The following is a 15,568-nucleotide window of genomic DNA, read 5'->3' as shown; positions in this document are numbered from 1 at the left end:
TGCACGTCCCAGTCCGGGTGGAACCCGAGGCCCACCGGGCCGAACGAGGGGGTGGTGTCCCGGTCGTCGACGGCGGTCATCGGGCACCTCCTACGGGTCCGGCTGGTTTCGGATGGATGTAGGAATGCTACCCGAGACCACCGACAGCCACAACCCCTAATCCCCAGTATTTCCAAGGGATTTCACCGATCCGCTGTCCACAGGCTGTGGACGCCGGGATGCGCATCCCGGCGGTGCCGTGACGGTGCCGATCAGTCCGCGGCCGCGACCTCGGCGAGCTGCACGACGTTGCCCTCGGGGTCCACGACGTCGAGGCGACGCAGGCCGCCGAACTCCCAGGGGCGCGCACCCGGCGCGAGCGCACCGCCGGCGCGCACGACGAGGTCGGCGGCGTCGAGCGATGGCACGAGCAGCACGGGCTTGAGCGGTGTCGACTCGCGCACCTCGGGCGGGTCGGCGATCTCGATGCCGGCGGCGATCGCGGCCGGGATGGCGACCACGGCCACCTCGCACTGCTCGCCCCGCACCACCGCGTACCCCTCGGCGCGCTCGGCCACCTCGAGGCCGAGAACCGCGGCGTAGAACGCCGCCACCCGGTCCACGTCCAGCGCGTACACCGCCACGCCCACCGACCGCACCCGCGCCACGTGCGCACCCTAGGCGCACCGGCAGCCCGCGAGGCCGTGATCGCGAGGGTTTCCGGGCAGCGGCACCGGGGTAGTCAGCGGCCGCCCCAGACCCCGACGAGACCGCAGGTGACCCATGCCCAGCCCGTGGAGCTCCGTGGCGATCGTCGTCAACCCGACCAAGGTGGACGCCGGCGGCAACCGGGCCGAGGTCGAGACCCTCTTCGAGCGTCACGGCCTGCCCGCGCCACGCTGGTACGAGACGACGCAGGACGACCCGGGCGAGGGCATGGCCAAGCAGGCCGTCGCCGACGGCGCGGACCTCGTGGTCGCGCAGGGCGGCGACGGCACGGTGCGCGCCTGCGCCGCGGTGCTCTGCGAGCTCGACGCCGTCCTGGGGCTGCTGCCCGCGGGCACTGGCAACCTGCTGGCCCGCAACCTCGACGTCCCGCTCGACCTCGGGCCGGCGGTGGAGCTGCTCGCCGCCGGGCCGCACCGGGCGATCGACGTCCTCGAGCTCGACGGCACGGCGTACGTGGTGATGGCGGGCACCGGCCTCGACGCGCTGATGTTCGAGGAGACCTCGGACGACCTCAAGGACCTCGCCGGCTGGGCCGCCTACGCCGTGGCCGGTGCCCGGGCGGTGCGCCGGGCCCGGGCGCACCGGGTGCGGCTGGAGGCCGACGGCGCGCGGCACAGCATGCGCGCCGTGGGCGTCGTGGTCGGCAACGTGGGCACCCTCACCGGTGGCCTCGAGCTGCTGCCGGACGCCGACGCCTCCGACGGCCGCATGCACGTGGCCGTGCTGACCGCGCGCACGGTGCGCGACTGGCTGCGGCTGGGCACCTCGGTGCTGCGGGGCAGCCGCCCGGAGGCGACGTCGATGCGCGTGCTGCGGGCGCGCGACCTGCGCGTCACCTGGCCGCGACCGCTGCCCGCGGAGGTCGACGGCGACCTCGTGGACGACCGGCGCTCGGTGCGGTTCGGCGTCCGGCCGAGCTGCCTCGAGGTGTGCGCACCGGAGCCGGACGGCTCCTGAGCGACGGGAGGTCCCGACGCCGCCGGCCGGTGTGGGCGCGGGGCGGCCCGGGAACCACGGGCCCGGCTCCGGCGTCGGATCGGAGCACCCACGGGAGGGGGACGTCATGGCGAGCAGGGGACGCAGGGCGGCCGCAGCGGCGGCCGCGGCCGCGGCGATGGACGAGGGTCCCAGCGGAGTCGGCGCACGGCTGGCCTCGCTGCCGCGCCTCGTGCGCGACGTGCTGAGCGGCCGCTACGACGGTCTGAGCAAGCGCCGGCTGCTCCTCATGGTGCTGGCCGTGCTCTACGTGGTCTCGCCGGTCGACCTGCTGCCGGAGGCCGTGCTCACCATCCCGGGCCTGCTCGACGACGCCGCCGTCGCGGCGTGGCTGGTCGCGAGCCTGCTGCGGGCCACCACCGACTACCGCGAGTGGGAGACCGGCCGACTGCGCGCCGACGACCCCCGCGTCGTGCGGGGCGACGTCCTCTCGGGCTGACGCCGGGCACCGCCGTTCCGGCGATCCGAGCGGCCGAAGGCCTCAGTCCGGCGTCCGGCGTGCCGATCACGTAGGGGACACGTCCCCGCCACCGTGAGGAGGCGCCATGACGATCCCCGTCGTCGCCGTCGCGCAGGGTCGCCGGCTCGTGCGCATCGCGCTGCTCGGCAGCGTCGTCGCCACGGCCGTGGCGCACCACGTCGTCGGCGTCGTGGCCCAGACCGTGTCGGGCGCGCCCGCGCTGGACGACGAGCGGATGGCCGGCAGCTTCGACCGCGTCTCCGACGGAGACGGCCCGGAGTACCTCAACTCGCGGCTGTGACCGCGCGCGGCCTCACGCCGCGCGGAGCCCCGCGGCGTCCGCGAGCAGGCGCACCGAGCGCAGCCGTGCGTCCGCATCAGGCGACTGGTGCGCCGTGATGAGCTCGTCGGCGTCGGCGGTCTTGGTGAACCCCTCGAGGTAGTCGACCACCTCGCCGGGCGTGCCCACGGCCGCGTAGGTGAGCATGTGCGCGATCTGGCGCCCCTGCGGGGAGGCGAGCACGGCCTCGGCCTCCTCGTCGGTCCAGCGCTGGCCCCGGCCGAGGAAGGCGCGCACCCGCAGCAGCAGGGTCTGGTGCAGCTGGGCGTGCGCGTCGTCGGCGTCCTGCGCGGCCACCACGTTGACCCCCGCGATCACGTAGGGCTCGGCCAGCTGCGCCGACGGGCGGAACTCGCGCCGGTAGAGCGCCACCGCGGGCTCGAGCAGCTCCGGCGCGAAGTGCGAGGCGAAGGCGTAGGGCAGACCGAGCAAGGCTGCCAGCTGCGCCCCGAACATCGACGAGCCGAGGACGTAGAGCGGCACGCGGGTGCCGCGACCAGGCGTGGCGTACACGCCGGGCACCAGCGTCTCGTCGCCGAGGAACGCCTGGAGCTCCTGCACGTCCTGCGGGAACTGCTCGGCCGAGCGCGGGTCGCGGCGCAGCGCGTACGTCGTGGCCTGGTCGGACCCGGGCGCGCGGCCGAGGCCGAGGTCGATGCGGCCGGGGTGCAGCGACTCCAGCGTGCCGAACTGCTCGGCGATCGTGAGCGGCGAGTGGTTGGGCAGCATGACGCCGCCTGCGCCCAGGCGGATCGTCGAGGTGTGCGCGGCGACGTGCGCGATGAGCACGCTCGTGGCGGCGGACGCGATCCGCGGCATGTTGTGGTGCTCGGCGTACCAGACCCGCCGGTAGCCGGCGGCCTCCGCCGCCCGGGCCAGCTCCACGCTGCGCGCGAGGCTGTCGCCCACCGCCTGCCCGGGGGCGACGGGGGCGAGGTCGAGGATCGACAGCGGGACGGTCATGGCTCCTCCGGGGTCGGCGCCGGTGTCACAGGCACCAACCGTCGCACCGCCGGCTTCCTTCCGCGACGGCGGTGCCCCGCCGCGTCAGCGTGACGCGGTCCACGCCAGGAGCCGGTCGACGTCCCAGGTGGTCACCACGCGGTCGGGGTCGACGCCGCACTCCACGGCGCGCGCCACGCCGTTGGCCTGCCAGTCGAGCTGGCCGGGCGCGTGCGCGTCGGTGTCGAGCGCGAGCAGCAGGTCCGCCTCGACGGCGGCGCGCAGGATCCGCCGCGGCGGGTCGAGCCGCTCGGGGCGGCTGTTGATCTCGAGCGCGACGTCGAACCGGCGGCAGGCCTCGATGACGATGTCGACGTCGAACTCCGACTCGGGCCGCTTCCGGCTGCCCGCGACCATCCGGCCGGTGCAGTGGCCGAGCACGTCGACGTGCGGGTTCGCGATCGCCGCGACCATCCGGCGCGTCATCGGTTCCGAGGGGGAGCGCAGCTTGGAGTGCACGCTGGCCACGACGACGTCGAGCCGGGCCAGCAGGTCGTCGTCCTGGTCGAGGGTGCCGTCCTCGTTGATGTCGACCTCGATGCCGGTGAGGTAGCGGAAGGGGGCGAGCTCGGCGTTGATCCGCTCCACGAGGTCGAGCTGGCGCTCGAGCCGCTCTCGGGTGAGCCCTCGGGCCACGGTGAGGCGCGGGCTGTGGTCGGTGAGCACGGTCCACTCGTGACCGAGCGCCGCGCACGCCTCGGCCATCTCCTGCGGCGGGCTGCCGCCGTCGCTCCAGTCGCTGTGGGTGTGGCAGTCGCCCCGGACCGCCGCGAGGAACGCGCGACCGGCGTCGTCGAGGGAGTCGGCGGGCCCGGGCCGGGCCTCGAGGTCGAGGATGTACGCCGGCGTCGCGCCGTCCACGGCCTCGGCCGCCACGGCCGCGGTCTTCGGGCCCACCCCGGGCAGCTCGGTGAGCGTGCCGTGGGCGATGCGCCGGCGCACCTCCTCGGCGCCGACCGTCTCGAGCGCGGCCGCCGCCTTGCGGTAGGCCTGCACGCGGTAGGACTCGGCGTTCTCCCGCTCGAGCAGGAACGCCGCACGACGCAGCGCCGCGACCGGGTCCATGCCGGGACAGTACGTCGCAGCTGTGCTCGGCCGCAGGCGGTGCGCCCGGCGGCCGGACCTCGGCGCCGTGCGACGTCGGCGACGCGCGTGCGGAGCCCGGCGCCCCGCCGTCCGCCCAGCCGCAACACGGGCGACGTGTGTGCGGGCCGGGGCGTAGCCTCCCGTCCTCGTGAGCACGCTCGTCGACCGGGTCGCACCCCCGCGGATGGGGTCGAGCTTCCGGTGGCTGCTCTCCTCGAACACGGTCGCGAACCTCGGCGACGGCATCGCGCTGGCGGCCGGCCCGCTGCTGGTCGCCTCGCAGACCCACGACGCGTTCCTCGTCGCGATGGCGGGCCTGCTCCAGCGGCTGCCGTGGCTCCTCCTCGGCCTCTACGCCGGCGCCATCGCGGACCGGGTCGACCGCCGGCTGCTCGTGATGGTCGCTGACGGCTCGCGCGCCGTCGTGGTCGCGGTGCTGTGCGGCGCGATCCTCACCGACCGGGTCGACATCACGGTGGTGCTCGTCGCGATGCTGCTGCTCGGCGTCGCCGAGGTGTTCGCGGACACGACGTCGTCCACCCTGCTGCCGATGCTGGTGAAGCCGGCGGACCTCGGTGTGGGCAACGCCCGCTTCCAGGGCAGCTTCCTGGTGGCCAACCAGATCGTCGGCCCGCCCGTGGGCGCGTTCCTGTTCGCCGCCGGGATGGTGTGGCCGTTCGTCACGCAGGTGGTGTGCGTGTCCCTCGCGGTGCTGCTCGTGTCGCGGATCGTGACGCCGCCCGGCGCGGTGCGCGACACCTCCCAGTCCCACGTGCTGCGCGACATCGCGGAGGGCGTGCGCTGGCTGCTGCACCACGCAGCGGTGCGCACCCTCGCCCTGGTGATCCTGGTCTTCAACATCACCTGGGGCGCCGCGTGGTCGGTGCTGGTGCTCTACTCGCTCGACCACCTGCACATGGGCGAGATCGGGTTCGGCCTGCTCACCACGGCGGCCGCCGTCGGCGGCATCGCGGGCACGTCGTCGTACGGCTGGATCGAGCGGCACGTGGCGCTGGCGACGGTCATGCGCGTCTGCCTGCTGCTGGAGGTGCTCACGCACCTGTCCCTCGCGCTCACCACGTCCGGTGCCGTGGCGATCGCGATCATGGTCGTGTTCGGCGCCTACGCGTTCGTGTGGGGCACGGTGTCGCAGACGGTGCGCCAGCGGGTGGTGCCCACCGAGCTCCAGGGCCGGGTCGCGAGCGTGTACATGGTCGGCCTGTTCGGCGGGCTCGTGATCGGGCAGGCGATCGGCGGCTGGCTGGCGAGCACCTGGGGGCTGACCGCGCCCTTCTGGTTCGCGTTCGTGGGCTCCGGCCTCACGCTCGCGCTCGTGTGGCGCCAGCTCGCGCACATCGCCCACGCCCCCGCCGAGACGGTGTGACCGGAGTCCTTGCGCACCTCCTGAGCGTCGACTAACTTCGCTTACCGAAGTACGAAGCGGGTGGCGCGTGGTTGCCGCCCCGGGCGCTCCCCGCGGGGGAGCGCCGTCACGTCACGGCACAGCGAGGTGTCATCGCATGCTCCGCCGCGCTCCCGGTGCCGCACCGCGGCCGACCACGGGGGTGCCGGGGCGGTGAGCGACTGGCAGGACGCGGTCGACGAGATCCGCGCGCGCGAGCAGGCGGGGCGCCGTATGGGCGGCCCGGAGAAGCTCGCCCGTCAGCACGACGCCGGCAAGCTCGACGTGCGGCAGCGCATCGACGCCCTGCTCGACCCCGGGTCGTTCCACGAGATCGGGACGCTCACCGGCAAGCGGGTGACCACTCCCGACGGGGGCGAGGAGTTCCAGCCCACCAACTTCGTCATGGGCCGCGGGCGCATCGACGGCCGCGTCGTGGTGGTGGGCGGCGACGACTTCACCGTGCGGGGCGGGGCGTCGGACGCCTTCATCATCCGCAAGCAGGTCTACTCCGAGCAGATGGCGCAGGAGCTGCGGGTGCCGCTCGTGCGCCTGATCGACGGCACGGGAGGCGGCGGCAGCATCCGCAGCCTGGTCGACATGGGCCGCACCTATGTGCCCGCGCTGCCCGGGTGGGAGATCTCGGTCGCCAACCTCGAGACCGTGCCGGTCGTCTCGCTCGCGCTCGGCCCGTGCGCCGGGTTCGGCGCGGCCCGCGTGGTGGCCAGCCACTTCTCGGTGATGGTGCGCGGCATCAGCCAGATCTTCACCGCCGGCCCGCCCCTGGTGGCCGCCATCGGCGAGCACGTCACCAAGGACGAGCTCGGCGGGCCGGACGTGCACGGCCCCAACGGCACCGTCGACGCCGTGGTCGACTCCGAGGAGCAGGCGTTCGCCAGCACGCGCCGCTTCCTGTCCTACCTGCCGTCCTCGGTGCACGAGCTGCCGCCCCGCGGGCCGGTCGCCGACGACCCGGACCGGGCCGACGACTGGCTCATCGGGGCGGTGCCCGCCGAGCGCCGCCAGGTGTACCGGATCCGCCCGATCATCGAGTCCGTCGTCGACACCGGCTCCTTCTTCGAGATCGGCGCCGCGTACGGGCGCGCGCTGGTGACCGGGCTGGCCCGCCTCGACGGCTGGCCCGTCGCCGTGCTGGCCAGCGACCAGTACGTGTCCGGCGGCAGCTGGGGCTCGGCGGCGGCCGACAAGGCGGTCCGCATGGTCGACCTCGCGAACACGTTCCACCTGCCGGTGGTGCACCTCGTGGACAACCCCGGCTTCCTCATCGGCCAGGCCGCCGAGCGTGCCTCGGCGATCCGCCACGGGATGCGCGCGCTCTCCGCGGTGCACCAGGCCGAGGTGCCCTGGTGCTCGGTGGTCCTGCGCAAGGTGTTCGGCGTCGGCGGTGCCGGGCACGCCAACCAGTCGCGGCTCCAGGTGCGCTACGCCTGGCCCTCGGCCGACTGGGGCTCGCTGCCGGCCAAGGGCGGCATCGAGGCGGCCTACCGCGCCGAGCTGGAGGCCGCGGAGGACCGCGAGGCGCTGCTCGAGCAGCTCACCGAGCAGGTGCAGGCCACCGCGGGAGTGCTCAAGACCGCGGAGACCTTCGACATCGAGCAGCTCATCGACCCGCGTGACACCCGGCGCCTGCTCTGCGAGTTCGCGAACCTCGCGGCCCCGCTGCGCACGCCGGGACGCGTGACGTGGGGGCTTCGGCCGTGACCCGGGGAGGCGAGGCCGCGTGAGGCCGCCGTTCGAGCGCGAGGAGATCGTGCTCCCGCTGATCCTGCGGCGCCGTGCGCAGGAGTGGCCCGACCGTCCGTTCCTCCACGACGTCGAGGGCGGCTCGCTCACCTTCGGGCAGCTGCACGAACGCGCGCTGCTCTGGGCCCGCGCGCTCATGCGCCTCGGCGTCGAGCCCGGGGACACCGTGGTGACCATGTCCCACAACCGCGTGGAGAACTACGCGCTCTGGTTCGGCATCGCCTGGGCGGGCGCGATCGAGGTGCCGATCAACGTCGGGCTGCACGGCACGGTGCTCACCCACCAGCTGTCCGTGCCCGAGGCGGCCCTCGTGCTCGCCGACGGCTCGGCCGTGCCCGCGCTCCAGCAGGCGGCCCCCGGCGTCCCCGCGCTGCGCCGTGTGGTGGAGCTCGACCCGCCGGAGGGCGACGCCGAAGGCCCGCTCGAGCGGCTGCCCGTGGCCGGCGTGCTCGACGGCGTCCCGGACGAGCCGCCGCGGCCGTACGCCGACCCGCAGATGTGGGACGTCGCGTCGGTGATCTACACCTCCGGCACGACCGGGCCGTCCAAGGGCGTGCTCATGCCGTGGGGCCAGCTGCACGCGGGGCAGCTGCTGACGGCGGCCGGCGTCGCCGACGGGCCCTCCGAGCGCAAGGTGATGTACGTCTGCGGGCCGCCCAACCACGTGCAGTCCAAGGGCGCTGTGGCGTCGATGGCGATGCTCGGCGGCGAGGTCGTCGTGCGGCACGCGTTCAGCGGCACGCGCTTCTGGGAGGAGGTCGAGCGCTTCGGGGTGTCCGACGCCGGCCTGATCGGCGCCATGGCGCAGTTCCTGCTCGCGGCGCCGCCGAGCCCGCGTGACGCCGAGACCTCGCTCACCAACGTGCTCATGGCGCCGGTGGTGCCGGCCGTCGACGAGTTCAACGCCCGCTTCGGCACGCGGGTGTGGAGCGCGTACAACATGACCGAGATCAGCGTGCCCACGTGGCTGCGCGAGTGGCGCGCCGGCGACACCCCCACCTGCGGCCCGGCGCGGGAGGGCTACCCGTTCTACGCGCTGCGCGTCGTCGACGAGCACGACCTCGACGTCGAGCCGGGCGAGGTCGGCGAGCTGATCCTGCGCACCGAGGTGCCCTGGACGATGAACGCCGGCTACCTCAACAACCCGCAGGCCACCGCGTCGGCCTGGCGCAACGGCTGGTTCCACACCGGCGACGGGTTCCGCGTGGACGAGCAGGGCCGCTACGTCTTCGTCGACCGTATGAAGGACACCATCCGCCGCCGGGGCGAGAACATCTCGTCCTACGAGGTTGAGGCCGAGGCCGTGCTGCACCCGGGCGTGCTGGAGTGCGCCGCGGTCGCGGTGCCCGCCGACGAGGCGGAGGACGAGATCAAGCTCGCCGTCGTCCCGGTGCCGGGGTCCGGACTGACGCCGGAGGACCTCGTCGCCTTCCTCGTGCCGCGGATGCCGTCCTTCATGGTCCCGCGCTACGTGCAGCTCGTCGACGAGCTGCCCAAGACCCCGACCCTGCGGGTGCAGAAGGCGCTCGTCTCCCGGTCGGTCGACCCCGCGGACGGCGTCCACGACCGCACCGCGGCGGGAGCAGGCACGACCCCCACGTCCCGAGAGAAGAGGTAGGCGCATGCAGGGATCGGCGAAGGACCACGAGTACGTGAAGCTGCTCGACCGGATCATCGCCGCGGCGGAGGCGGGCGACCCGAGCGACATCGACAACGTCTACGCGCCCGACGCCGTCATCTGGCACAGCCACGACGGCAAGGAGTCCACCGTCGAGCAGAACAAGAAGCTGCTCGTGGCGATCGACCGGATCATCGCCGACCGCGTCTACGACGACCGGCGCGTGTGGGTGTGGGACGGCGGGGTCGCCCAGACGCACACGCTGCGGGGCACCCGGCGCAGCGACGGTGCCCCGATCGAGCTGCACGCGATCGTGGTCTGCCAGGTGTCCGACGGCCGGATCACCCGCCTCGACGAGTACATCGACCCGGAGGAGTCGGCGCAGATGCGCCGCTAGACCGCGAGCCCTGCCGCCGCCGCCCCGGTGTGACCTGGTTCACACCGGGGCGGAGGCGTGCGCGGGGGGTCACGGACGGGCCGACGTCATCGCGCCGAACGGGTGAAGACCCGCCGCGATCGTGCCGATGCCTACGGCAGCGCCAGTCCCCCCGCTGACGAAGGAGCATCGTGAACCCGCTCGACGACCTGGAGAACGTCGACGAGGTCCCCGACCTGGCGAGCACGGAGCCGCAGACCCACCCTGTCGTCCCGCTGCCCGCCTCCGGAGACCGCGCGCCCGCCCGTCGGCGCCGCCAGTGGGGCGGCGAGCGGCCCCGCAAGCCGCTGCCCATGGTGGAGCAGCCGGCGTCGACCCGGGCCACGTGGCTGGGCGGGTTCGCCATCGCCGCCACCGTGGCCGCCTGGCTCGCCTACCTCGTGAGCACGGTGATCGCGGGCTTCGTCGACGACGGCGCGCGCAGCAGCGTGTTCCTCGAGCAGACGGTCGTCTACGTCGCGATCATGACGATGCTGACGTTCTCCGCCCTCATGTACCTGCTGGCCCGCCAGGGCGCGCTGTACCGCTCGCGCAACCACGTCCGCGTGCCGCGCGCGGAGATCGACGCGTTCATGGCCAACTCGCGGCCGAGCCTCACCGTGCTGGTGCCGTCGTACTGCGAGGAGCCCGACGTCGTCCGCTCGACGCTGCTCTCGGCGGCGCTCCAGGAGTACCCGGGACTGCGCGTGGTGCTGCTGCTCGACGACCCGCCGCACCCCGGCGACCCGGCGGCCGCCGCGTCGCTGGCGGCGTGCCGTCGCATCCCCGAGGAGCTCAACGCCCTGCTGGGCGAGCCGCTGGCCAGGTTCGAGGCCTCGCTGGCCGGCCACGAGGCGGCCGCCGACAACGGCGGCCCGGCGGACCCCTCGGCCGTGCGCTCGCTGGCCCTGGACTTCCGCTTCGCCGCGCAGTGGCTGCGCGAGCTCGCGGCCGGCTACCCGCGGACATCGACGTCGGACGACATGATGGCCGACGAGGTGCTCGGCGGGCTCGCGGAGGACCTCGCCGTGACCGCCAAGGCGCTCTTCGGCGCGCTGGACGACCGGGCCCCGGTGCCCGCGGAGCGGCTGGCGCAGCTGTCCCGCCGGCTGGTGTGGACCTTCTCCGCGCAGGTCTCGGCGTTCGAGCGCAAGTCGTTCTCCAACCTGCCCCACGACGCGAACAAGGCGATGAACCTCAACGCCTACATCGGCCTCATGGGCCGCTCGTTCCGCCAGGTGCAGACCCGCATCGGGCTGCTGCTGCGCCCGACCGAGCCCGACGTCGACGGCTCGTTCGCCGTGCCCGGCTCGGACTACATCCTCACGCTCGACGCCGACAGCATCCTGCTGCGCGAGTACTGCCTGCGGCTCGTCTACCACATGGAGCTGCCGGGCAACGAGCGCATCGCGGTGATCCAGACGCCGTACTCCGCCTTCCGCGGCGCCGAGACGCGGCTGGAGCGCATCGCCGGCGCGACCACCGACGTGCAGCACATCCTCCACCAGGGGATGACGCACTTCGGCGCCACGTTCTGGGTGGGGGCCAACGCCGTGATCCGGCGCACCGCGCTCGAGGACATCGTGGAGACCTCGTTCGTGCAGGGGGAGGAGGTGCGGCGCTACGTCCAGGACCGCACCGTGATCGAGGACACCGAGTCGAGCATCGACCTCGTCGCGCACGACTGGACGCTCTTCAACTACCCCGAGCGCCTGAGCTACAGCGCGACCCCGCCGGACTTCGGCTCGCTCGTGGTCCAGCGCGCGCGCTGGGCCAACGGCGGCCTGCTCATCGCCCCGAAGCTGCGCCGCTACGCCAAGGCCGCACGACGGGCCGGGCACCGGGTGCCGCGGGCGCAGCTGGCCCTGCGCTTCAACTACATGGCGTCGATCTCGTGGGCCAGCCTGGGGCTGGTGCTCCTGCTGACGTTCCCGTTCGACAGCCGGCTGCTCAGCGGGCTGATCGTGCTGGCGGCGCTGCCGTACTTCATCGCGATGGCGTCGGACTTCCACCGGCTCGGCTACAAGCGCACCGACGTCTTCCGCGTGTACGCGTTCAACCTCATCCTGCTCGCAGTCAACCTCGCGGGGACGCTGAAGTCGCTCCAGCAGGCGGCGTCGAAGTCGAAGATCGCCTTCGCGCGCACGCCGAAGGTGGCCAACCGCACTGCGGCGCCGGCGCTGTTCGTGCTGGCGGCGTACGCGATCGTCGCGGTGTCGCTCTACACGCTGCACAACGACGTGATCTCGAGGAACTGGAGCAACGCCGCGTTCGCGACCTTCAACGGCGTGCTCACCATCTACGCGATCGTCGCGTTCATCGGGCTGCGCAACTCGATCGTCGACGTGGTGCTCGGCACGTGGCACTGGATCCGCGTGCCGGTGCCCGCCGCACCGCCGGCCAAGGCGCCCGAGCCCGAGGGCGAACGGACCATGGACTGGGAGTCCGTCCTGTACTTCGGCCCCGACCACGCGGGCGACACGGTGGTCCGCTCGGCGCCCGCGGTGTCGCACGCACCCGGCCCGCGCCGCGGCGACACCCGAGCCCGGCAGAGGTAGGCGAGCGATGCCCACCCACGTGAGTCCCGTGTCCTCGGGCGCCTGCGCCCCGTCCCGTCCTGGAGCACCAGCATGAGCGCGACCGCACCGTCCGCCCGCCGGACCCGGATCTCGTGGACCCGGTTCGCCGTCGTCGTGGCCAGCGTCGCGGCCGTGTCGTTCGTCGGCGTCCGCGCGGTGTCCGCCGCGTTCGCGACGCCGGTCGTGCCCGGCCCCACCGGGTTCGCGGCGTACGTCGACGTCACCGCGATGCCGGCGTACGCGTTCGAGACGCCCTCCGGCCCGGCGCAGTCGCACGTCGTGCTGTCGTTCGTGGTGGCCGACCCGTCGTCGCCGTGCACCCCGTCGTGGGGCGGCGCCTACTCGCTCGACCAGGCGGCCTCGACGCTCGAGCTCGACCGCCGGCTCGCGCAGCTGCGGCTCACCGGCGGCGACGCCGCGGTGTCGTTCGGCGGCCAGCGCGGCTCGGAGCTGAGCACCGTGTGCACGCAGCCGCCGGCCCTGCGCGAGGCCTACCGCGCCGTCGTCGACCGCTACCAGGTCTCGAGCATCGACCTCGACATCGAGGGCTCGGCCCTCGACGACACCGCCTCGATCGCGCGGCGCGCCACGGCGGTGCGCGGCCTCCAGGACGACGAGAAGGCGCAGGGCCGCGACCTCGCGGTGTGGCTCACGCTCCCGGTGTCGACCTCGGGGCTCACCACCCAGGGCGTCGCCGTCGTCGACTCCATGCTGTCGGCCGGCGTCGACCTCGCCGGCGTGAACGGGCTCACCATGGACCTCGGTGTCACGCCGACCGCGGCCCAGCCGATGTCGTCGTTCGTGCTCCAGGCCGCCCGCGCCCTCCAGACGCAGGTGTCGGCGGCGTACGGCCGCGTGGGCATCCACCTCGACGCCACGCAGGCGTGGGGCAAGGTGGGCATGACGCCGATGATCGGCCAGAACGACCTGCCCGCCGAGGTGTTCACCCTCGCCGACGCCGGCACGGTCAACCAGTTCGCGCGCGACCAGGGCGTGGGCCGGCTCTCGATGTGGTCGCTCAACCGCGACAGCACCTGCCGCTCGCCGCTGCCCACCGTGCTGAGCGTGGTGCAGACCTCGTGCAGCGGCGTCGACCAGGGCGACGCGTCGTACGCCGCGGTTCTCGCGGCCCACAGCGACGGCGCCCCGCTCGGCCCGCAGTCGCCCGCGCCGACCACGTCGCCGACAGCCACCCCTGTCGCGACTCCGAGCACGCCGTCGTCGCTGGTGGACGACCCGGCGCACAGCCCGTTCCCGATCTGGGACCCGCTGGGCACCTACCCGGGCGGCACCAAGGTGGTGTGGCACCACCAGGTGTACCAGGCGCGGTACTGGACGACCGGGTTCGCGCCGGACACCCCGGTGGCGTCGAGCTACGACTCGCCGTGGACGCTGCTCGGCCCGGTGCTGCCGGGTGACACGCCCGCCCCGCTGCCCACGCTCGCCCCGGGCACGTACCCGCAGTGGGACCCGGCGCAGGCCTACGTCGCCGGCTCCCGGGTGCAGCTGGGCCTCGTGCCCTACCAGGCGAAGTGGTGGACCCAGGGCCAGAAGCCGGGCGTCGCGGTGTCCGGCGGGTCCCCCTGGGTGCTGGTCGCGCCCGGCGGCTGAGCCGTCCGGGGCTCGTGGCGATCGCCGCGAGCGGGCTGCGTCGTCCCGGCTAGGCTGCCCGGGACGACGACGTCCGCGACCGATCGAGGCTGACATGACCGACACCACCGTCCCCACCCCCGTCTCGGTCACCTGGCCGCCGCACGACCCGGCGACCTACCGCACGGTGCCGGCGGCGTCCGCCCCCATCGACGCGGACCGCGTGGCCGCGCTGCTGGCGGCGGAGTGGGAGCGGTTCGAGAAGGCGACGCCGGGGTCTGCCGCGCACCACGCGCGGGCGCTCGACCCGCTGCCGCTCGGGGTGCCGTCGTCGTTCCAGCACTGGGACCCGTACCCGGTCGCGATCACGTCGGCCAAGGGCGCGTGGCTCACCGACGTCGACGGCCGCCGGCTGCTCGACCTGTCGATGGGCTTCGGCGCGATGCTGGTGGGGCACCTCAACCCCGCGGTGGTCGAGGCGGTGGAGCGCGCGCTCACCACCGGCACCCTGTTCGTCACGCCGTCGCCGGTGTCCACCGAGGCGGCCGAGCGCTTCCAGCGCCGCTTCGGCCTCGACCAGCTGCGCTTCGCGAACTCCGGCACCGAGGCCACGATGTACGCCGTCCGCGTCGCCCGCGGCTTCACCGGCCGCAAGGCGATCGTGAAGATCGAGGGCGGCTACCACGGCGGCTACGACGCGCTGTCGGTGTCGGTGAAGCCGGACGTCGCCGACGCCGGGCCCGAGGAGGCGCCGGAGCCCGTGACGCCGTTCGAGGTCGAGGCCGGCACGGTGCACGTGGTGCCCTACAACGACCTCGCCCGGCTCGAGCAGGTGCTCGACCAGCACGGCTCCGAGATCGCCTGCGTGTTCATGGAGCCGGTGCTCGAGAACATCTCCATCGTCGTGCCGGACGAGGGCTACCTCGCCGGCGTCCGCGCGCTCTGCGACGCGCACGGCGCGCTGCTCGTCTTCGACGAGGTGAAGACGGGCCTCACCGCGGGGTACGCCGGCGCCTCGCAGCGCCTCGGCGTCCGTCCGGACCTGGTGGCGCTGGCCAAGAGCATCGGCGGCGGCCTGCCCCTCGCCGCGTTCGGCGGCACCGCCGAGGTGATGTCGACGGTGACGGACGGCCGCATGCCGCACTTCGGCACCTACAACGGCAACCCGCTCGTGATGGCCGCGGCCATCGCGGTGGACGAGATCGCGACGCCGGAGGCCCTCGCGACCGCCGAGGCCCTCAACGTGGGCGCGCTCCAGCAGATCGACGGCGTCATCGCCGCGCACGACCTGCCTGCGCACACGGTGGGCTTCGGCGTGAAGGGCGCGGTCACCTGGTCGCCCACGCCGGTGCGCACCTACCGCGACTACAAGCGCACCGACTTCGGCGCCGCGGAGCTGTCCTGGCTGTGGGGGGTCAACCGCGGCATCCTCACCCCGCCCGGGCTCGACGAGCAGTGGCTGGTGTCGCTGGCGCACACGGCCGACGACATGGCCCTGCTCGTCGGCGAGTTCACCGAGCTCGCCGAGGCCCTCCGCGCCTGACCCGGACGCGGTGAGGGACCCGCACAGCAGCGGGAGCAGGGTCCGGGTTCGCAGGACGACGGGAG

Annotated in this window: 13 protein-coding genes; 10 read left to right on the top strand and 3 right to left on the bottom strand. The window is 73.9% G+C overall.

Annotated elements, in window-relative coordinates; translation table 11 throughout:
- Positions 1 to 251: 251 nt before the first annotated feature.
- Positions 252 to 647: a glyoxalase/bleomycin resistance/dioxygenase family protein gene (locus GC157_13095; GenBank protein ID MBI1378402.1), complete on the bottom strand. Its 396-nt coding sequence runs from the start codon at positions 645 to 647 to the stop codon at positions 252 to 254.
- Positions 648 to 762: 115 nt separating this feature from the next.
- On the opposite strand from GC157_13095, the gene GC157_13090 reads away from it, so the two are divergent.
- The 3 genes from GC157_13090 (at position 763) to GC157_13080 (ending at position 2,465) form a co-directional block, all read left to right on the top strand.
- Positions 763 to 1,665, top strand: coding sequence for a diacylglycerol kinase (locus GC157_13090; GenBank protein ID MBI1378401.1), 903 nt, complete (start codon positions 763 to 765; stop codon positions 1,663 to 1,665).
- Positions 1,666 to 1,771: 106 nt separating this feature from the next.
- On the top strand, positions 1,772 to 2,143 hold the full coding sequence (locus tag GC157_13085) for a DUF1232 domain-containing protein (protein ID MBI1378400.1): 372 nt from the start codon (positions 1,772 to 1,774) through the stop codon (positions 2,141 to 2,143).
- Between the two features lie 106 nt (positions 2,144 to 2,249).
- Entirely contained in the window at positions 2,250 to 2,465 is a 216-nt protein-coding gene (locus GC157_13080) for a hypothetical protein (protein MBI1378399.1), read from the top strand.
- A gap of 12 nt (positions 2,466 to 2,477) precedes the next feature.
- On the opposite strand, the gene GC157_13075 is transcribed toward GC157_13080, so the two are convergent.
- Together GC157_13075 and GC157_13070 are read right to left on the bottom strand one after the other, a co-directional pair.
- Positions 2,478 to 3,467 carry an MsnO8 family LLM class oxidoreductase gene (locus GC157_13075; protein MBI1378398.1) on the bottom strand — a complete coding sequence of 330 codons (990 nt, stop codon included), beginning with the start codon at positions 3,465 to 3,467 and terminating at the stop codon, positions 2,478 to 2,480.
- 84 nt (positions 3,468 to 3,551) lie between these two features.
- Positions 3,552 to 4,571, bottom strand: coding sequence for a PHP domain-containing protein (locus GC157_13070; GenBank protein ID MBI1378397.1), 1,020 nt, complete (start codon positions 4,569 to 4,571; stop codon positions 3,552 to 3,554).
- Between the two features lie 169 nt (positions 4,572 to 4,740).
- On the opposite strand from GC157_13070, the gene GC157_13065 reads away from it, so the two are divergent.
- The 7 genes from GC157_13065 (at position 4,741) to GC157_13035 (ending at position 15,503) form a co-directional block, all read left to right on the top strand.
- Complete coding sequence (locus GC157_13065) at positions 4,741 to 5,976, top strand: MFS transporter (protein ID MBI1378396.1); 1,236 nt, start codon at positions 4,741 to 4,743, stop codon at positions 5,974 to 5,976.
- Between the two features lie 252 nt (positions 5,977 to 6,228).
- A complete protein-coding gene (locus tag GC157_13060; protein ID MBI1378395.1) occupies positions 6,229 to 7,716 on the top strand; it encodes a methylmalonyl-CoA carboxyltransferase in 1,488 nt (495 codons plus the stop codon).
- 19 nt (positions 7,717 to 7,735) lie between these two features.
- The gene (locus GC157_13055) at positions 7,736 to 9,376 is read left to right on the top strand and encodes an AMP-binding protein (GenBank protein ID MBI1378394.1); all 1,641 of its coding nucleotides are present in this window, start codon (positions 7,736 to 7,738) and stop codon (positions 9,374 to 9,376) included.
- A gap of 4 nt (positions 9,377 to 9,380) precedes the next feature.
- Entirely contained in the window at positions 9,381 to 9,773 is a 393-nt protein-coding gene (locus tag GC157_13050; protein ID MBI1378393.1) for a ketosteroid isomerase, read from the top strand.
- A 170-nt stretch (positions 9,774 to 9,943) separates the two neighbouring features.
- Positions 9,944 to 12,349, top strand: a complete 2,406-nt coding sequence (locus tag GC157_13045; GenBank protein MBI1378392.1) for a glycosyltransferase — start codon at positions 9,944 to 9,946, stop codon at positions 12,347 to 12,349.
- A 72-nt stretch (positions 12,350 to 12,421) separates the two neighbouring features.
- A complete protein-coding gene (locus GC157_13040) occupies positions 12,422 to 13,981 on the top strand; it encodes a glycosyl hydrolase family 18 (protein ID MBI1378391.1) in 1,560 nt (519 codons plus the stop codon).
- Positions 13,982 to 14,075: 94 nt separating this feature from the next.
- Complete coding sequence (locus tag GC157_13035) at positions 14,076 to 15,503, top strand: aminotransferase class III-fold pyridoxal phosphate-dependent enzyme (GenBank protein ID MBI1378390.1); 1,428 nt, start codon at positions 14,076 to 14,078, stop codon at positions 15,501 to 15,503.
- Positions 15,504 to 15,568 lie beyond the last annotated feature (65 nt).

This window comes from Frankiales bacterium (genome assembly GCA_016125335.1).
Classification (GTDB): domain Bacteria; phylum Actinomycetota; class Actinomycetes; order S36-B12; family CAIYMF01; genus Longivirga.
This window is presented reverse-complemented; position numbering and strand designations above follow the sequence as displayed.